Raw genomic sequence first — 15,383 nt, 5'->3', positions numbered from 1 at the left:
ATCGGTGTTTGTTTCAATAGAATTTGATGCGTATCGCACGAGTGACATTTATTTGACTTCCGGTAAAGGCGACTTTTTGACATCGTAAATTTGCTACTACGCTGGAAACGCTTGTCTTAGTTGGACTCGATAGTTTCTGATACTTTTCAGATGATTATTTTACGCTAGCAATCAGATCTTATTGAGTATTTTCATACCAATAAGCGGTTAATATCATATTGCCAATTTTAAACTGATAATAATCAATGTTGGCTATGGACTTCATCACTACGTTCGTTTTGGCGACCACTTTTATTTTTATTGGGCGAAGGTTTGCCTATAAAGTTAGTCTTCTCGATCAGCCTGACGCACGAAAACACCACGAAGGAGCAATTCCTCTCGTTGGCGGCATCGCAATTTGCCTGACGCTCGTCTACTACCTCCACTTTAACAGTGAAATTCTCGAAAGTGCCCCTCTGTATATGTTGTGCATAACAGTCCTGACGCTTGTCGGTGCATTGGATGACAAGTATGACGTTAGTTATAAACTCCGAATGGCTATTCAATTGGGTTTGTCTGTTGCAATGATGCAGTATGCCGAATTGAAGCTGGAATCTCTTGGAAATCTTTTGGGGTTTGGTGACATCCACCTGGGTCCATTTTCCTATGTGGTGACCGTATTTGCCGTAGTCGGTGCTATAAATGCCTTTAACATGGTGGATGGTATCGATGGGCTTTTGGGTGGGCTTTCACTGGTAACATTCAGCACTCTGGGCTTTTTGCTGGTAATGGATGGCAATCACAATCTGGCATATTTCTGCGCAATTATCTCTGTCGCTATGATGCCGTACATTCTTATGAATTTAGGGGTAATGGGGCGCAGGCGTAAAGTCTTTATGGGGGATGCTGGCAGTATGTTGATAGGGTTCAGCGTTATATGGTTTATCCTCTCAGCCAGCCAGGGTGAGGGGGCGACTTTCATCAACCCTGTCACCGCACTTTGGCTTATTGCTGTCCCTTTAATGGATATGGCAACCATCATGATTCGCAGGATTCGCAAAGGGCACTCACCATTTAAGCCGGATCGTGAGCACTTGCATCACATATTCCAGCGGTTGGGGATGACGAGAAGTCAAACCCTTGCGACTATATGCTTAATTGCCCTGGCGTTTGCCGGCGTGGGTATCTTGGGTGAGTACATGATGGTTCCTGAAGTTATTATGTTTTCACTGTTTATGTGCAGTTTTGCCATCTATTTTTCCTTGGTGAATTTCGCCGGTAAGCGCACAAGCGACGAGAGCATTGCTGTCTAAGCTTGTTTGGTTCGCAAACGCAAGAGCTTTTGGGTTTGACCGGAAGCTCTTGTTTATTTTAACAAGTGCAGGATTTTTTCATTGCTTTCGAATGTCTCTAAATATCTTTGTTTGCTGGTCTTAGTCGGAATGACAGGTTGTACTGTGCTCGCCTTGCCAGAATTGTCTGGTCCAGCCATACCGGTTCAAAACGGGGAGGGGCAACCAGCCGGTTCGGTGGTACACCAGAAGTAACGCCTCCTTTCATGGACTACGGGTTTTCTGCCATTGACAACAATTTCGAATTTATCCTTACAATGACTCACCACTCACCACTCACCACTCACCACTCACCACTCACCACTCACCACTCACCACTCACCACTCACCACTCACCACTCACCACTCGCCACTCGCCCCTTTTCCCGCTATCATCCCCATCCCAATCCACAGTCTGAATAACCTTTAGTACCATGAGAATTGCCTTAGGCGTTGAATATAACGGCGCAAATTACTACGGCTGGCAGCGCCAGCAGGAAGTCCCGAGTGTCCAGGCCAAGCTGGAAAAAGCACTGTCAAAAGTGGCGGCTCAGCCAATCGAAGTACAGTGTGCAGGGCGCACGGATGCCGGAGTTCATGGTACAGGGCAGGTAGTGCACTTTGATGTGGATGTTAACCGTTCATTGAGCGCGTGGACGATGGGGGCCAACACCAATATGCCGGGGGATATCGCTGTGCGCTGGGCCAAGGAAGTCCCTGATGACTTCCACGCACGTTTTAGCGCCACCGCCCGCCGTTACCGCTATATCATTTTCAACCATAACCTGCGTCCGGGCATCATGAGCCAGGGGGTCAGTCACTACCATGGAGAGCTGGATGAAACGCGTATGCATCAAGCCGGTCAGTTCCTGCTTGGTGAGAACGACTTCACCTCATTCCGCGCCGTGCAATGCCAGTCAAAAAGCCCGTGGCGAAATGTCATGCACCTGAAAGTGACCCGACATGGGCATTATGTCATTGTCGACATCAAGGCAAATGCGTTCGTTCACCATATGGTACGCAATATTGTCGGCAGCCTGATAGTAGTAGGCAAGGGCGAGCAGGAGCCCGAGTGGATTAAGTGGCTGTTGGCGGCAAAAGACAGAAAGCTGGCGGCAGCCACCGCAAAGCCGGGAGGCTTGTACCTGGTGGATGTTGATTACCCGGAAATGTTTGAGCTGCCGGTGGTACCGATTGGCCCACTGTTCTTGCCGGATTAAGCCTCACTTCAGATTAATTGGCGTGATGAATGCGTCGGGGTTAAAACACAGTTACAAATTGGCAGGAAAAGGGCGATGAAAGCCAGATTTTTTCCTGCCATTTTTTGTTATATTTCTGCAAGTTTGGGTAGGGAATGTCCGAAAAGGGTAAATATTGAGCACATTTCCAATAGGTACAACCAGTTTTTTATCCCAAGCTGGCACAGTTTGTGTTTTAATCACGGACTGCATATTCCAAGGAATTTTGGCTTCAGCCCCCTTTGCGACTCACGCTTTTCTCCGGGCTGGGGTATCAACTAAAAAGGTCATCCATGAGCTGGCTTGAAAAGATTCTTACTAAAAGCAACATCGTAACATCTCGAAAAGCGTCTATCCCAGAAGGGGTTTGGACCAAATGTACAGCCTGTGACCAGGTGCTGTACCACAAAGAGCTAGAGCGCAACCTCGAAGTGTGCCCTAAGTGTGACCATCACATGCGCATGAAGGCACGCCGTCGCCTGGAAACCTTCCTTGATGAAGGTGAGCGTATTGAGCTGGCGTCGGAGCTGGAGCCTAAAGATATTCTTAAGTTCCGTGACTCCAAAAAGTATAAAGACCGTATTCATACAGCCCAAAAGAGCAGTGGCGAGAAAGATGCCCTTATTGTCATGAAAGGCACCCTGCTGGGTATGCCGGTAGTGGCATGCTCATTTGAGTTTGCGTTTATGGGCGGCTCTATGGGCTCAGTGGTCGGTGCCCGTTTTGTTAAGGCTGTTGAACAGGCAATGGAAGACGAGTGTGCACTGGTATGCTTTTCTGCCAGTGGCGGCGCCCGTATGCAGGAAGCCTTGCAGTCTCTGATGCAGATGGCAAAAACCAGTGCTGCGCTTGAGCGCCTGTCACAAAAGGGTCTGCCATTTATTTCTGTTCTGACTGACCCAACGATGGGCGGTGTATCAGCAAGTCTTGCCATGCTGGGTGATATCAATATCGCAGAGCCAAAGGCACTTATCGGGTTTGCCGGCCAGCGCGTAATCGAACAAACAGTACGTGAAAAACTTCCTGAAGGTTTCCAGCGTTCTGAGTTCTTGCTCGATCATGGTGCTATCGATATGATCGTAGACCGTCGCGAGATGCGTCAGCGAGTCGGTGCCATTATTGCCAAGCTGACCGGGCAGCCATCACCTCTGGTGGTACCGGTTGAACGTCCGTTTGAGGAAGAGGCACCGGAAGACAGCGGCGAAGAGCAAGAAGCTCAACAAGATAACGCTTAAGTATTCCCTGATTTTACAGCCCGGTCCCTACCGGGCTGTTTTGGCTTAGGATGCCGTAAATGCCTCAGAAACAATCTAGTTCCGTGTTGGAAAACAACACCTGTGCGTCTGCAAAACCTACCGCAGCCTCTTCATTGCAAACCTGGCTCCAATACCTTGAACACCTCCACACCAGCGCCATTGATCTCGGTCTTGACCGGGTAAAAGCCGTAGGTGTGAATGCCGGGCTTCTCAATCCCGCACCTAAAGTCATCACTGTTGCCGGCACCAATGGCAAGGGGTCAACCTGTGCGATGCTGGAAGCCATATTAATGGATGCCGGCTACTGCGTGGGCGTTTACAGCTCTCCTCATCTGGTCCGGTACAATGAACGTGTTCGTATTAACGGGAAAGAGCTGGAAGATGCTGACCATGCGGGCGCATTCAATGAAGTGGAAGCTGCCCGTGGCGCTATCAGCCTCAGCCTTTTCGAGTTTGGTACGCTGGCAGCGTTGTCCCTGTTTAAGAGCAACAATGTTGATGTGGTGATCCTGGAAGTCGGGCTCGGCGGTCGCCTGGATGCCACCAATATTGTGGATTCGGATGTCGCTGTGATCACCAGCCTTGCCGTGGACCACGTTGACTGGCTTGGTGATGACATCGAAAAAATCGGTTTTGAAAAGGCCGGTATATTCCGCTCCGGGCGTCCTGCCGTTTGCGGGCAACCCACACCACCTGCCAGCGTTGCTGCCCACGCCGATGATATTGGTGCAGAGCTTTACCAGGTTGGCTACCAGTTCACCTATGAGCAGGAGGGGGAGCACTGGGACTGGCACTCCGGCACGTTCGACTTGCCAAACCTCCCTGTACCCAGCCTTCCGCTTCCCAACGCTGCAACAGCGGTGATGGTCTTAGGTTTGGTCGGCCTGGATATCAGCGACGAAAACATTGTCCGTGGGCTGAAAAACGTCCGCCTGGCAGGCCGGATGGAAAAGGTGTCAGAAAAGCCGGAAGTGATCCTGGATGTGGCACACAACCCGCATTCTGCGGCTTACCTTGCTGAGCAGCTTCGCCGTCGCGTGAATGGATCCGGTAAACAAAACGTTCATGCCGTTATTGCCATGCTGCATGACAAGGATATCGGTGGAACCATCAAAGCCCTCAAGCCGGTGGTCGACAGTTGGTACCCGGCATCACTTGTTGGTCCCCGGGCTGCAAATGCCTCCGAACTGGCTGGCTTCCTTCCTGAAGGAACGGCGTCATTTGACACACCGGAAGCGGCATTTGATGCGGCTGTGTCTCAAGCCGGTGAGGCTGACATAGTAATTGTATGTGGCTCGTTTTACACTGTTGGCCAAGTATCAAATTACCTGAAAGTACAGAAAAACCGTGGCGAGTAAATTTCAGAAAAGATTGACCGGTACTATTGTGCTGGTCACCCTTGGCGTGATTATTTTGCCGGATCTGTTTGACGGCCAGAAGCAGCATGTGGAGGAGGCGTTTGACAGCATTCCTTTGCAAGAGCCTGTGGACGATAAACTGACAGGCACGGAAATACTTGCGCCCAGGGAAGTGGAAGTGAATTTGCCGGAAGATCCGGTTTCAGTGACGGTTGGGGAGCCGGAAAACACAGAAACCTTTACGGTGACGGCGACAGATGAAGCGCAGCAGGCTGAGCCGGATGAAGGTTCACAGGCGTCTTCCGCTGGCGCATGGATCATTCAGTTGGGCGTATTCCGCAACCATGACAACGCTGTAAACCTGGCTGACCGACTCAGGGACAAAGGCTACCGTGCCCAGGTTATTCCCAACCATGCTCAGGCCGGCAAATTGACCCGAGTTATTGTCGGCCCTGACGTGTCCAAAGACAAGTTGGAAGGCATGACAGGCAAACTGGAATCCCTGACTGGGCTGAAAGGCCAATTGCTCAAATTTAACCCGATAAACCCATAAGAAAACGTTTGCGTCGCGTATTTTTCTGATAGAATGCGCGCGCAGTGACCCGGAAAGACAATAAGAATGAATTGGATCGACTATGTGATCATCGGCATTATCAGCTGCTCTGCGTTGATTAGCCTGATCCGTGGATTTGTAAAAGAAGCGCTCTCTCTCGTTATCTGGTTTGCCGCATTTTTTATCGCCAGCAACTTCTATCCGCAACTTGCTGTGTACTTCACTAATATCAAAGATGAAGTTATCCGAAATGGCAGTGCGATAGCGGCGCTGTTTGTTGCCACCCTCATTGTGGGTGCGGTGGTGAACTACGTGATAGGCCAGTTGGTACAAAAAACCGGCCTGTCAGGTACTGACCGCATGTTGGGTATTGTATTCGGTGCAATAAGAGGCGTTCTGATCGTCGCCGCACTGCTCTTTTTCATGGATTCCTTCACCAGCCTGTCGAATGAAAGCTGGTGGAAGTCATCAGAGCTGATTCCAAGCTTTGGTGTGATTATCGAGTGGTTCTTCAAATACCTTGAGAGCAACTCCAGCTTTATACCCGGCATCACATGATGCCGGTTTAACCGGTGCAACAAGGAACATCAGACATGTGTGGTATTGTGGGAATTGTGGGGGATACCCCGGTCAATCAGGCAATTTATGATGCGTTGACAGTATTGCAGCACAGGGGACAGGATGCTGCGGGTATCGTAACGATAGACAACAACCGGTTCAGGCTGCGTAAGGCGAACGGTCTGGTCAAGGATGTATTTGAGCTCAAGCACATGCAACGTTTGCAAGGTACGGTCGGAATAGGGCACGCTCGCTACCCGACAGCCGGCAGCTCCAGTGCCTCTGAAGCCCAGCCGTTTTATGTGAACTCCCCTTACGGCATTACATTGGCCCACAACGGTAACCTGACCAACGCCAATGACCTGAGAGAGTCACTGTTTGAACAGGACAAGCGCCACCTCAATACCACCTCTGACTCCGAAGTCCTTCTTAATATCCTCGCCCACCAAATTGACAAAGCCGTTTCCCACCCCCTGACTGAAACCGATGTGTTTAATGCCGTGACGGCATTGCACAAGCAGGTGCGTGGTGGCTACGCCGCAGTAGCAATGATTATCGGGCACGGCCTGGTTGCATTCCGCGACCCCCACGGTATCCGCCCGCTTTGTCTGGGTAAGCGCGAAATTAACGGCAGGACGGAATACATGGTTGCATCCGAGTCTGTTGCACTGGATGCGGTAGGCTTTGATTTCGTCCGTGACATCACGCCGGGTGAAGCGGTGTACATTACTTTTGACGGTCAGCTCTTCACGCACCAGTGTGCTGAAAACCCGAAACTGAACCCGTGTATTTTTGAATTCGTCTATTTTGCACGCCCGGATTCCTTTATCGACAAGATTTCTGTCTACGGTGCCCGTGTCCGTATGGGCCAGAAGCTGGGTGAAAAAATTAAGCGGGAGTGGGATGACCTGGATATCGATGTTGTTATCCCTATCCCGGAAACATCCTGTGATATCGCCCTGCAAATTGCCCAGGTACTGGACAAGCCATACCGGCAGGGATATGTGAAAAACCGTTATGTAGGCCGGACATTTATCATGCCGGGCCAGCAACAGCGCAAGAAATCAGTGCGTCGTAAGCTCAACGCCATTCGTTCCGAGTTTAAGGATAAATCTGTACTGCTGGTTGATGACTCCATTGTTCGAGGTACAACCTCCGAACAGATCATCGAAATGGCACGTGAAGCCGGTGCCCGCAAGGTGTACATGGCATCAGCCGCACCGGAAATCCGTTTCCCCAATGTCTATGGTATCGACATGCCAAGCGCCAATGAGCTGATTGCTCATGGTCGTGAAGTGCATGAAATTGGCGAGATGATCAAAGCTGACGGCCTTATCTTCCAGAGCATCAGCGACCTGGTTGAAGCGGTAGGTGAGGGCAACCCGGATATCCAACAGTTCGAAACCTCGGTATTCAGTGGCGAATATGTCACTGGTGATATCGACCAGAGCTACCTCGACTATCTGGCTGCACTGCGCAGTGACGATGCGAAGACGGTCAGGGAGAAGCAACAGGAATTGGCAAACCTCGAGATTTATAACGAGAGCTGAGTTTTCTTCCGGTTGCATGAATGTCAAAAAAAGGCGCATTAATTTGCGTCTTTTTTGTTATTTGGCATGGACTAGCTTTGTTCTCATTTTTGAGTGAGGTAAAATATCCAGTTAGCTAAATCAACAATTCATGCGCATTATTGCCTTTGGGGGTGTGACCCAAGGGCGGTAGCGTGTCTAAAACTTGGGTTTAATTCATGAAAATATTGGTTACAGGTGGTGCAGGCTTTATAGGGTCCGCAGTTGTTCGTCATATTATTGGAAACACTCAAGACAGCGTTGTGAACCTCGATAAACTGACTTATGCGGGTAACCTAGAGTCTTTAGCTGTGGTGTCTGATAACCCTCGATATGTGTTCGAACAGGTAGATATCTGTAACCGGGCAGAAGTTGATAGAGTATTTTCAACATACAATCCCGATGCCGTCATGCACCTCGCTGCGGAGAGCCATGTTGACCGCTCCATTGATGGCCCAGGCGCTTTTATTGAAACCAATGTCATGGGCACTTACGTCCTGTTGGAAGCCGCACGCCACTATTGGAATACTTTGGACGGTAATAAGAAAGCTGCTTTCCGTTTCCATCATATCTCGACTGATGAAGTTTATGGTGACCTGGAAGGGACAATGGATTTGTTTACGGAAGACACCCCTTACGAGCCATCGAGCCCTTACTCGGCGTCAAAAGCCTCCAGTGACCACTTGGTTCGAGCCTGGTTGCGCACTTATGGCTTGCCAACAATCGTTACCAACTGTTCGAACAATTACGGCCCGTACCACTTCCCCGAGAAGCTCATTCCCTTAATGGTACTCAATGCCCTGGAAGGTAAGCCGCTGCCAGTTTATGGCGATGGCATGCAGATTCGTGACTGGTTGTTTGTTGAAGACCACGCCCGCGCGCTGTACAAAGTTGTCACCGAAGGTGTGGTAGGCGAAACCTACAACATTGGTGGCCACAATGAAAAATCGAATATTGAGGTGGTGCAAACCATCTGTGACCTGCTCGAAGAATTCCGCCCGAACAAGCCTGAAGGTATCGAAAAATACCAAGATTTGATTACCTACGTCAAAGACCGCCCTGGTCACGATGTTCGCTACGCAATTGATGCCTCAAAAATCGAGCGTGAATTGGGCTGGAAGCCAGAAGAAAGCTTTGAATCGGGTATTCGCAAAACCGTGGAATGGTACCTGAACAACCAAGCATGGTGGTCTCGCGTTCTCGACGGCTCATATTCCCGTGAGCGCCTCGGCTCAAACTAATAATTCTCTTTATCCGTCTCTTTTTCCTTTGCTCTAGGCTCTTCCTAGGGTCTAGGACCCTGTTACCTAGGACCTTATATCAATGAAAGGCATCATTCTCGCGGGCGGCTCAGGCACGCGCCTTTATCCTATTACGCGCGGTGTATCGAAGCAGTTGCTTCCCATCTATGACAAACCGATGATTTATTACCCGCTGTCAACCCTGATGTTGGCGGGTATTCGAGATATCCTCATCATTACCACCCCAGAAGACAATGAGAGTTTTAAGCGTCTGCTGGGAGATGGCAGCAATTTTGGTATCCACCTCGAGTATGCAGTACAACCGAGCCCGGATGGACTGGCACAAGCCTTTATCATTGGTGAAGACTTCATCGGTGACGACAGAGTTTGTTTGGTGTTGGGCGACAACATTTTCTATGGACAGTCGTTCAGTGAAACATTAAGAAACGCTGCCGCCCGAGAAACCGGCGCCACGGTGTTTGGCTACCAGGTCAAAGACCCGGAACGCTTTGGTGTGGTGGAGTTTGACGAAAACATGCGCGCACTCTCCATCGAAGAAAAGCCGGCGCAACCTAAGTCGAACTATGCCGTCACCGGATTGTATTTCTACGATAACCGTGTAGTGGGCCTTGCCAAAGACGTTAAGCCTTCATCCCGTGGTGAGCTTGAAATCACGACCCTGAACGAAATGTACCTCAATGACGGCTCACTCAATGTTGAACTGTTAGGACGTGGGTTTGCCTGGTTAGATACCGGTACCCATGAAAGTCTGCATGAAGCGTCATCTTTTGTTCAAACTATTGAGCATGTTCAAGGGTTGAAAGTTGCGTGTTTGGAGGAAATCGCATTGCGTAACGGTTGGCTAAGCGCTGATCAAATTGAAAGAATAGCGGAAGATATGAATAAAAATGAGTATGGTCGATATCTTAATAACCTAATAGCCAAGAAATAACAATTACTTAAATGAGGGTGATATGATACTAGTTACTGGGGCCAATGGTTTACTAGCAAACGAAATAAAGAAATTATCGGGTGGGTTAAACATAACTTTTGTTGCTAAGGATGAATTTGACATAACATCAAAGACGGATATTGAAAAATATCTTGAAAATAACAAAGAAATTAATGCAATAATAAACTGTGCAGCAGGTGCTGATGCTGAATATATGGAAGTTAATCCGGACTGGGGTTATGAAATTACAGTAAAAGGTCCGGCATATTTAGCAGAGGCGTCGAAGAAGTATAAATTAAAACTCATTCATATATCGACCGATTATGTGTTTGATGGGATGAAAAATACCCCTTACACAGAAAATGACTCTACAAACGGTTTATCTCATTATGGAAGATTAAAAGCTCTAGGAGAAGAAGAAGTTCTTAGGCGTGCAGAAACATGTGCAATTATTAGGACTGCATGGCTTTTCTCTGAACAAAAAAGGGATTTCATAGGCGCGATGGAGAGAATTGCTTCGGAAAAAGGCCAAGTTAATGTTGTTATTGACCAGGTCGGTTCACCAACATATGCACCAGATTTAGCGAAAGTGCTATTAAAAGTTGCTGAGGAGTTGCGTATTGGTGAAAAGGAAATATTCCACTTTAGCAACGATGGTGTTTGTAGTTGGTATGACATTGCCTGCTTTATAATGAAAGGATTAGAGCTAAAATGCAAGGTTGAACCGATTTTGAGTCATGAGTTTAAAACCAAAGCAAAAAGGCCCCATTATTCAGTCTTAAGCAAAAAGAAAATCAAAAATAGATTCAAATTGGAAATTAGGCACTATGGGGATGCGCTAACTGAATGTTTAGAAAACATTAAGTCACAAGGTTGATGTTTGATGCTTTCAAAATCAGATCTTCATAAAATAATTGAAATATTACTTCCAAACAAAAAAAACAAAATTTTTGAAAGATATGGATATAGCGAGAATGAACTAAATGAAAATAGTAAAGTTATCGAGCGAAGTAGTGAAAATATTGAGATAGAAATAAATAAAGTAGTATGGTTTCTTCCTGCAATAAATAATTGTAGTGCAGGTGGAATTGTTACCATACTTAAAATTGCCCAATTCTTAAGCAGAGAGTGTGGGGCAGAGAATGTCTTTTTATTCGAAAAAAGTGTAAATCCAAGACATCTTGAATTTATTAGGTTGTCGTACCCGGATATTAGTTTTAGTGTACTGTGTGGAGTCGGATTAGATAGAATTCCTGACGCATGCGTAGGTATTTGTACATTTTGGACTACTGCATACTCTTTACTGAAATATAATAGATGTAGAAAGAAGTTCTATCTATTACAGGATGATGAGAGAAGTTTTTATGCTAAAGGTAGTTTATATAGCTTAGTTGAATCCACATATAAATTTGGATTTACAGGGATAACCAACTCATCAGCCATTCAACAAAATTACAAAAATATATCTGGGAAAAATTGTTTTGTATATAGACCCGGGATTGATGAAGATTTATTAAATATAAGTACAGATACAAGGCCAAAAGGAAAGATAAATGTTCTTGTGTATAGTAGGCCTAGTCATAAAAGAAACTGTTTTGAATCAATCATCGTTGGATTAAAAAATGTGTCCAACGTAGTTGGTAGCGACTATGTATTCCATCTTGTCGGTGAGGGTATATCAAAGAAGCAGTTTGGTTTAAATCAACAGTTCGTGATTTATGGTAATGTAGGAGATAAAAAAAAGCTAAAAAAGCTGTACTCCATTTGTTCGTTTGGAGTTAGTTTTATAACATCGCCTACATATTCATATCATCAACTTGATATTATTACATCTGGGATATCTTTGGTTTCTAATTATGATTGCGAGCTTCGAAAATATTTTGATGACGAATGTGTATATTATATTGGTACATCCCCGAGTGAAATTGAAATTGAACTACCCAAAATTTTGATTGACATTGAAGGTTCCCAAGAAAAAATACAAAAATCGCTAAAAATTATAAGTGAATTTAGTTGGGAACAATGTGGAAAAGATATCTGTAACATCCTGAGGAATAAATAGTATGTTTAAATCTGTAGTTGATTTTCCTGGGCTATTAATCTTTGAACCAAAAATATTTGAAGACAGTAGAGGTTATTTTTTCGAGAGTTTTAATAAGAAAATATTTGAGCGCTCAGGAATAAGTTTTGATGTTATTCAGGAAAATCAATCTAGGTCTAGTTATGGAACGATTCGAGGACTTCATTATCAAGGAGGGGCAAACCCGCAAGCTAAATTCGTGAGAGCTGTATGTGGCGATATTCTTGATGTAGTGGTAGATTTGCGTGTCAACTCTCCCTCATTTGGTAAGTGTTTTTCCATTCGCCTGACAGAAAATAACAAAAAGGGCTTATACATTCCACGCGGTTTCGCTCACGGGTTTTCCGTTCTTTCGGAGATGGCAGAGGTGGTTTATCTATGTGATGCGCCATACGATTCTTCAAATGAGGGAGGTCTTAGATTCGATGATAAGGAGCTTGCAATTGATTGGCACGTGAGTTTATCTACTGCAAAGGTCTCAGATAAGGATTTGAAACAACCATCTTTTTCTTCATATAAAGCTAAAATTAAGGCTAAACAATGAAAAGACTGGCTATTTTTGCTCACTATGACAGAGATAATATAGTTGATGCGCATGTTTTATTTTATTTGAAATCTCTTAGTGATTTTGTAGATAAGTTGGTATTTGTAAGTGTCAGTAAACTAGAAAATCTCGAAATTTTAGATGGTATAGTTGATCATGTAGTTCTGCGCGAAAACGTTGGATATGATTTTATGAGTTGGCAGCAAGGAATTGAGTCACAATCAGATATTAATGACTATGATGAATTAATACTTTGTAACGACAGTTGCTATGGCCCACTTCGTAGTTTTGAAAATATTTTCGCCGAAATGTCTCATAAAGATACTGATGTTTGGGGAATAACAGATAGTGTTCAAATAAGTTATCATCTACAAAGTTATTTTCTGGTGTTTAAAAGAAATGTATTTCTATCTGCTTGTTTCAAAGATTTCATAAAAGGAATAAAACAAGAAATAAATAAATTTGAAGTTGTAGAAAAATATGAGGTTGGTTTGACAAAATGTTTACTCGATGCAGGATATAAAGTAGGTAGTTTAATAAGCTATAAAGATGTAATTTCCAAATTAAATAGGGCTGAAATATATAAAGACAAAATAAGAAGAATGTTTCTTCTAGTAAAGGAAAAGATCACACATAAAAAGGGTGCAAAAGAAAAAATTTATGCCATCCTTGAATTAATGGGAACCTACTCGAATAGGTTGGTTGATTTTTCTTTATCGAGTAATTCAAATGTAAAATTTGTGGCGTGGAAAGAATTGATTTTCAGTGGTGATCCTTTCATTAAAGTGATGTTACTTCGTGATAATCCATCTAATTTACCTGATATTCATAATTGGTCTAACGAAATAAAAAAAATATCCGACTATGATGTGAATTTAATCAGTAGGCATTTATCTCGAGTGAAAAATGATTAATTTAACAATAAAGTTTATGAAGCTTTTTGATAAAAAGCTGACTCTGGATTTTTTAGTAATAATATTTGGTTCGATAGTTTCAGGTATGCTTGAGTTGTTTGGTATAATGCTTATTCTACCATTTGTGCAAGTTGCTATTGACCCTGTTTCTGCCATAGATAATAGTAAGAGTATTTCCATTCTGTATAATCTTTTGGAGTTAACATCACCCTCCACAATGATTTATGTTGTAGGTTTTTTATGCGGTGCGAGTTTCATACTGAAAGATATTTATATGCTAGTATTTCAGCATTACCAATTTAGTTTAGTTACGAGGTGGCGAAATGAATTATCAGAGAAATTCATGATGGCCTATCTTAATTTGAATTATCGTTATCATTTAAGGCAAGCTTCGACGGCTATAATAAATACACTAACATCGACTGTTGCTGCAGCTGTAAACGGGTTTTTATTGCAAGTCCTATTTGTTGTCTCTTATAGCATTGTAGGAGTATTTTTGATTCTGTATTTACTCTCAAGTTTTCCCGAAGCAACTATTGCCACTAGTATTTCTGTCTTGTTATTAATTGTAATGCAACTTAAGATATTAAAAAGTGCAAATGAAAAAGTATCGAGAGAAAGTGTTTCAGTAAAAGAAGAAAATTTAGGTAACCTAAAACAATCAATAGAAGCAATTAAAGAAACTAAGATGTTTCTTAGAGAATCATTTTTTTTAGATCTGTTTAAATACTCAAATCGACGAGTTACTGAAAATGAGAGACGTTCTAATCTTATCCAATTTATACCGTTATATTTAACTGAGATAATTATAATTCTTGGATTAATAGTGATGGTGTGTACCTCTGTATATTTTAGTGAAGGGGAAAGAAACCATTTTGCCGGGTTGGCCATATTGGTAGCAATTGCATTTAGATTAACCCCTGTAATAAATCGAATATTGACCTCATATTCGCAAGTTCGAGTTTCAATGGAATCAGTAAAAGTCCTTTTAAGAGAGTTCGGTGAGATCTCTAATCAACAGGATATTTGTGTAGAAAACATAAAAGATGGGTCTTTTTTTAATAAGAGCTTATCACTTCAGAATGTATATTTTGCTTATAACAAAGTAGATGTGTTGCTAGATATAAACATCAAAATTAACAAAGGGGAGTTTGTTGGCATTGTCGGTCACTCAGGTTCAGGTAAAACAACTATAGTTGATATATTAATGGGTTTGTTAAAACCAAGAAAAGGTAACGTGCTCATTGATGGTAAAGTAGCATCTGAAAATGATATTCGGTCATTACGCAATCGTATAGGATATGTCCCCCAAAACCCATTTATAGGTGACTTGTCAGTAAAGCAGAATATTGCGTATGGCAATAAAAATGAGAGTATATGCGAGGATCGGGTTCGCGAAGTATTGAGATTGGTTGGGCTTTTTGAGTTTTTCGACGCTAAACCCGAAAAACTTGATTTTAGGCTTGGAGAAGCTGGTAAAAATTTGTCCGGAGGTCAAAAGCAAAGAATTGCAATAGCTCGTGCATTATATTCATCTCCCGAAATTATCGTGTTAGATGAAGCTACTTCTGCTCTTGACGTCTCTAGCGAGAATGAAATTTCTCGCGCAATTAATAGATTGAAAGGTAAAACAACAATAATTGCGATTGCGCATCGTCTATCAACCATTCGGAATTCTGATAGAATAGTTTTGGTCAATTGGGGGGAGATTGAGGATACTGGATCATTTGAGTCGCTTGTTGAAAAAAATATGAACTTTGCAAATCTGGTTAACCTTTCAAAACTTTAATGGATAATCCTAAGATTAAAAA

At 44.1% G+C, this 15,383-nt stretch carries 15 protein-coding genes; 14 read left to right on the top strand and 1 reads right to left on the bottom strand.

The window, feature by feature from the left end; all coding sequences use genetic code 11:
* Positions 1-245: 245 nt before the first annotated feature.
* Positions 246-1,292 carry a UDP-N-acetylglucosamine--undecaprenyl-phosphate N-acetylglucosaminephosphotransferase gene (gene wecA, locus NF212_RS12690; protein WP_434356154.1) on the top strand — a complete coding sequence of 349 codons (1,047 nt, stop codon included), beginning with the start codon at positions 246-248 and terminating at the stop codon, positions 1,290-1,292.
* 97 nt (positions 1,293-1,389) lie between these two features.
* Here wecA and NF212_RS12685 read toward each other — a convergent pair whose 3' ends face one another.
* Complete coding sequence (locus tag NF212_RS12685) at positions 1,390-1,539, bottom strand: hypothetical protein (protein WP_434356152.1); 150 nt, start codon at positions 1,537-1,539, stop codon at positions 1,390-1,392.
* Between the two features lie 205 nt (positions 1,540-1,744).
* Between NF212_RS12685 and truA the strand changes: the two genes are divergently transcribed.
* From truA to NF212_RS12620, 13 genes are all read left to right on the top strand, one after another.
* A complete protein-coding gene (gene truA / locus NF212_RS12680) occupies positions 1,745-2,530 on the top strand; it encodes a tRNA pseudouridine(38-40) synthase TruA (RefSeq protein ID WP_434356150.1) in 786 nt (261 codons plus the stop codon).
* A gap of 311 nt (positions 2,531-2,841) precedes the next feature.
* On the top strand, positions 2,842-3,783 hold the full coding sequence (gene accD / locus NF212_RS12675; RefSeq protein ID WP_434356148.1) for an acetyl-CoA carboxylase, carboxyltransferase subunit beta: 942 nt from the start codon (positions 2,842-2,844) through the stop codon (positions 3,781-3,783).
* Positions 3,784-3,842: 59 nt separating this feature from the next.
* On the top strand, positions 3,843-5,162 hold the full coding sequence (gene folC / locus NF212_RS12670) for a bifunctional tetrahydrofolate synthase/dihydrofolate synthase (protein ID WP_434356146.1): 1,320 nt from the start codon (positions 3,843-3,845) through the stop codon (positions 5,160-5,162).
* The gene (locus NF212_RS12665) at positions 5,152-5,715 is read left to right on the top strand and encodes an SPOR domain-containing protein (RefSeq protein WP_434356144.1); all 564 of its coding nucleotides are present in this window, start codon (positions 5,152-5,154) and stop codon (positions 5,713-5,715) included. The genes folC and NF212_RS12665 overlap by 11 nt, the downstream gene beginning before the upstream one ends.
* A 66-nt stretch (positions 5,716-5,781) precedes the next feature.
* Complete coding sequence (locus NF212_RS12660; protein ID WP_054675287.1) at positions 5,782-6,273, top strand: CvpA family protein; 492 nt, start codon at positions 5,782-5,784, stop codon at positions 6,271-6,273.
* Between the two features lie 35 nt (positions 6,274-6,308).
* On the top strand, positions 6,309-7,823 hold the full coding sequence (gene purF, locus NF212_RS12655; RefSeq protein ID WP_434356142.1) for an amidophosphoribosyltransferase: 1,515 nt from the start codon (positions 6,309-6,311) through the stop codon (positions 7,821-7,823).
* 197 nt (positions 7,824-8,020) lie between these two features.
* On the top strand, positions 8,021-9,082 hold the full coding sequence (gene rfbB / locus NF212_RS12650; protein WP_434356140.1) for a dTDP-glucose 4,6-dehydratase: 1,062 nt from the start codon (positions 8,021-8,023) through the stop codon (positions 9,080-9,082).
* Positions 9,083-9,164: 82 nt separating this feature from the next.
* Positions 9,165-10,034 carry a glucose-1-phosphate thymidylyltransferase RfbA gene (gene rfbA / locus NF212_RS12645; RefSeq protein WP_434356138.1) on the top strand — a complete coding sequence of 290 codons (870 nt, stop codon included), beginning with the start codon at positions 9,165-9,167 and terminating at the stop codon, positions 10,032-10,034.
* A 22-nt stretch (positions 10,035-10,056) separates the two neighbouring features.
* A complete protein-coding gene (gene rfbD / locus NF212_RS12640; protein ID WP_434356136.1) occupies positions 10,057-10,911 on the top strand; it encodes a dTDP-4-dehydrorhamnose reductase in 855 nt (284 codons plus the stop codon).
* 6 nt (positions 10,912-10,917) lie between these two features.
* On the top strand, positions 10,918-12,096 hold the full coding sequence (locus NF212_RS12635) for a rhamnosyltransferase WsaF family glycosyltransferase (RefSeq protein ID WP_434356134.1): 1,179 nt from the start codon (positions 10,918-10,920) through the stop codon (positions 12,094-12,096).
* 1 nt (position 12,097) lies between these two features.
* Positions 12,098-12,658: a dTDP-4-dehydrorhamnose 3,5-epimerase gene (gene rfbC / locus NF212_RS12630; RefSeq protein ID WP_434356132.1), complete on the top strand. Its 561-nt coding sequence runs from the start codon at positions 12,098-12,100 to the stop codon at positions 12,656-12,658.
* Positions 12,655-13,572: a rhamnan synthesis F family protein gene (locus NF212_RS12625; protein WP_434356130.1), complete on the top strand. Its 918-nt coding sequence runs from the start codon at positions 12,655-12,657 to the stop codon at positions 13,570-13,572. The genes rfbC and NF212_RS12625 overlap by 4 nt, the downstream gene beginning before the upstream one ends.
* Positions 13,565-15,361, top strand: a complete 1,797-nt coding sequence (locus NF212_RS12620; protein WP_434356128.1) for an ABC transporter ATP-binding protein — start codon at positions 13,565-13,567, stop codon at positions 15,359-15,361. The genes NF212_RS12625 and NF212_RS12620 overlap by 8 nt, the downstream gene beginning before the upstream one ends.
* Positions 15,362-15,383 lie beyond the last annotated feature (22 nt).

The sequence above is a fragment of the Parasalinivibrio latis genome (genome assembly GCF_036825535.1).
Lineage (GTDB): Bacteria > Pseudomonadota > Gammaproteobacteria > Enterobacterales > Vibrionaceae > Parasalinivibrio > Parasalinivibrio latis.
This window is presented reverse-complemented; position numbering and strand designations above follow the sequence as displayed.

Bases quoted from the DNA above. Each gene is read 5' to 3' on its own strand.
- wecA (WP_434356154.1), top strand. From the start codon at position 246: ATGTTGGCTATGGACTTCATCACTACGTTCGTTTTGGCGACCACTTTT.
- NF212_RS12685 (WP_434356152.1), bottom strand. From the start codon at position 1,539: ATGAAAGGAGGCGTTACTTCTGGTGTACCACCGAACCGGCTGGTTGCC.
- truA (WP_434356150.1), top strand. From the start codon at position 1,745: ATGAGAATTGCCTTAGGCGTTGAATATAACGGCGCAAATTACTACGGC.
- accD (WP_434356148.1), top strand. From the start codon at position 2,842: ATGAGCTGGCTTGAAAAGATTCTTACTAAAAGCAACATCGTAACATCT.
- folC (WP_434356146.1), top strand. From the start codon at position 3,843: ATGCCTCAGAAACAATCTAGTTCCGTGTTGGAAAACAACACCTGTGCG.
- NF212_RS12660 (WP_054675287.1), top strand. From the start codon at position 5,782: ATGAATTGGATCGACTATGTGATCATCGGCATTATCAGCTGCTCTGCG.
- purF (WP_434356142.1), top strand. From the start codon at position 6,309: ATGTGTGGTATTGTGGGAATTGTGGGGGATACCCCGGTCAATCAGGCA.
- rfbB (WP_434356140.1), top strand. From the start codon at position 8,021: ATGAAAATATTGGTTACAGGTGGTGCAGGCTTTATAGGGTCCGCAGTT.
- rfbA (WP_434356138.1), top strand. From the start codon at position 9,165: ATGAAAGGCATCATTCTCGCGGGCGGCTCAGGCACGCGCCTTTATCCT.
- rfbD (WP_434356136.1), top strand. From the start codon at position 10,057: ATGATACTAGTTACTGGGGCCAATGGTTTACTAGCAAACGAAATAAAG.
- NF212_RS12635 (WP_434356134.1), top strand. From the start codon at position 10,918: ATGCTTTCAAAATCAGATCTTCATAAAATAATTGAAATATTACTTCCA.
- rfbC (WP_434356132.1), top strand. From the start codon at position 12,098: ATGTTTAAATCTGTAGTTGATTTTCCTGGGCTATTAATCTTTGAACCA.
- NF212_RS12625 (WP_434356130.1), top strand. From the start codon at position 12,655: ATGAAAAGACTGGCTATTTTTGCTCACTATGACAGAGATAATATAGTT.
- NF212_RS12620 (WP_434356128.1), top strand. From the start codon at position 13,565: ATGATTAATTTAACAATAAAGTTTATGAAGCTTTTTGATAAAAAGCTG.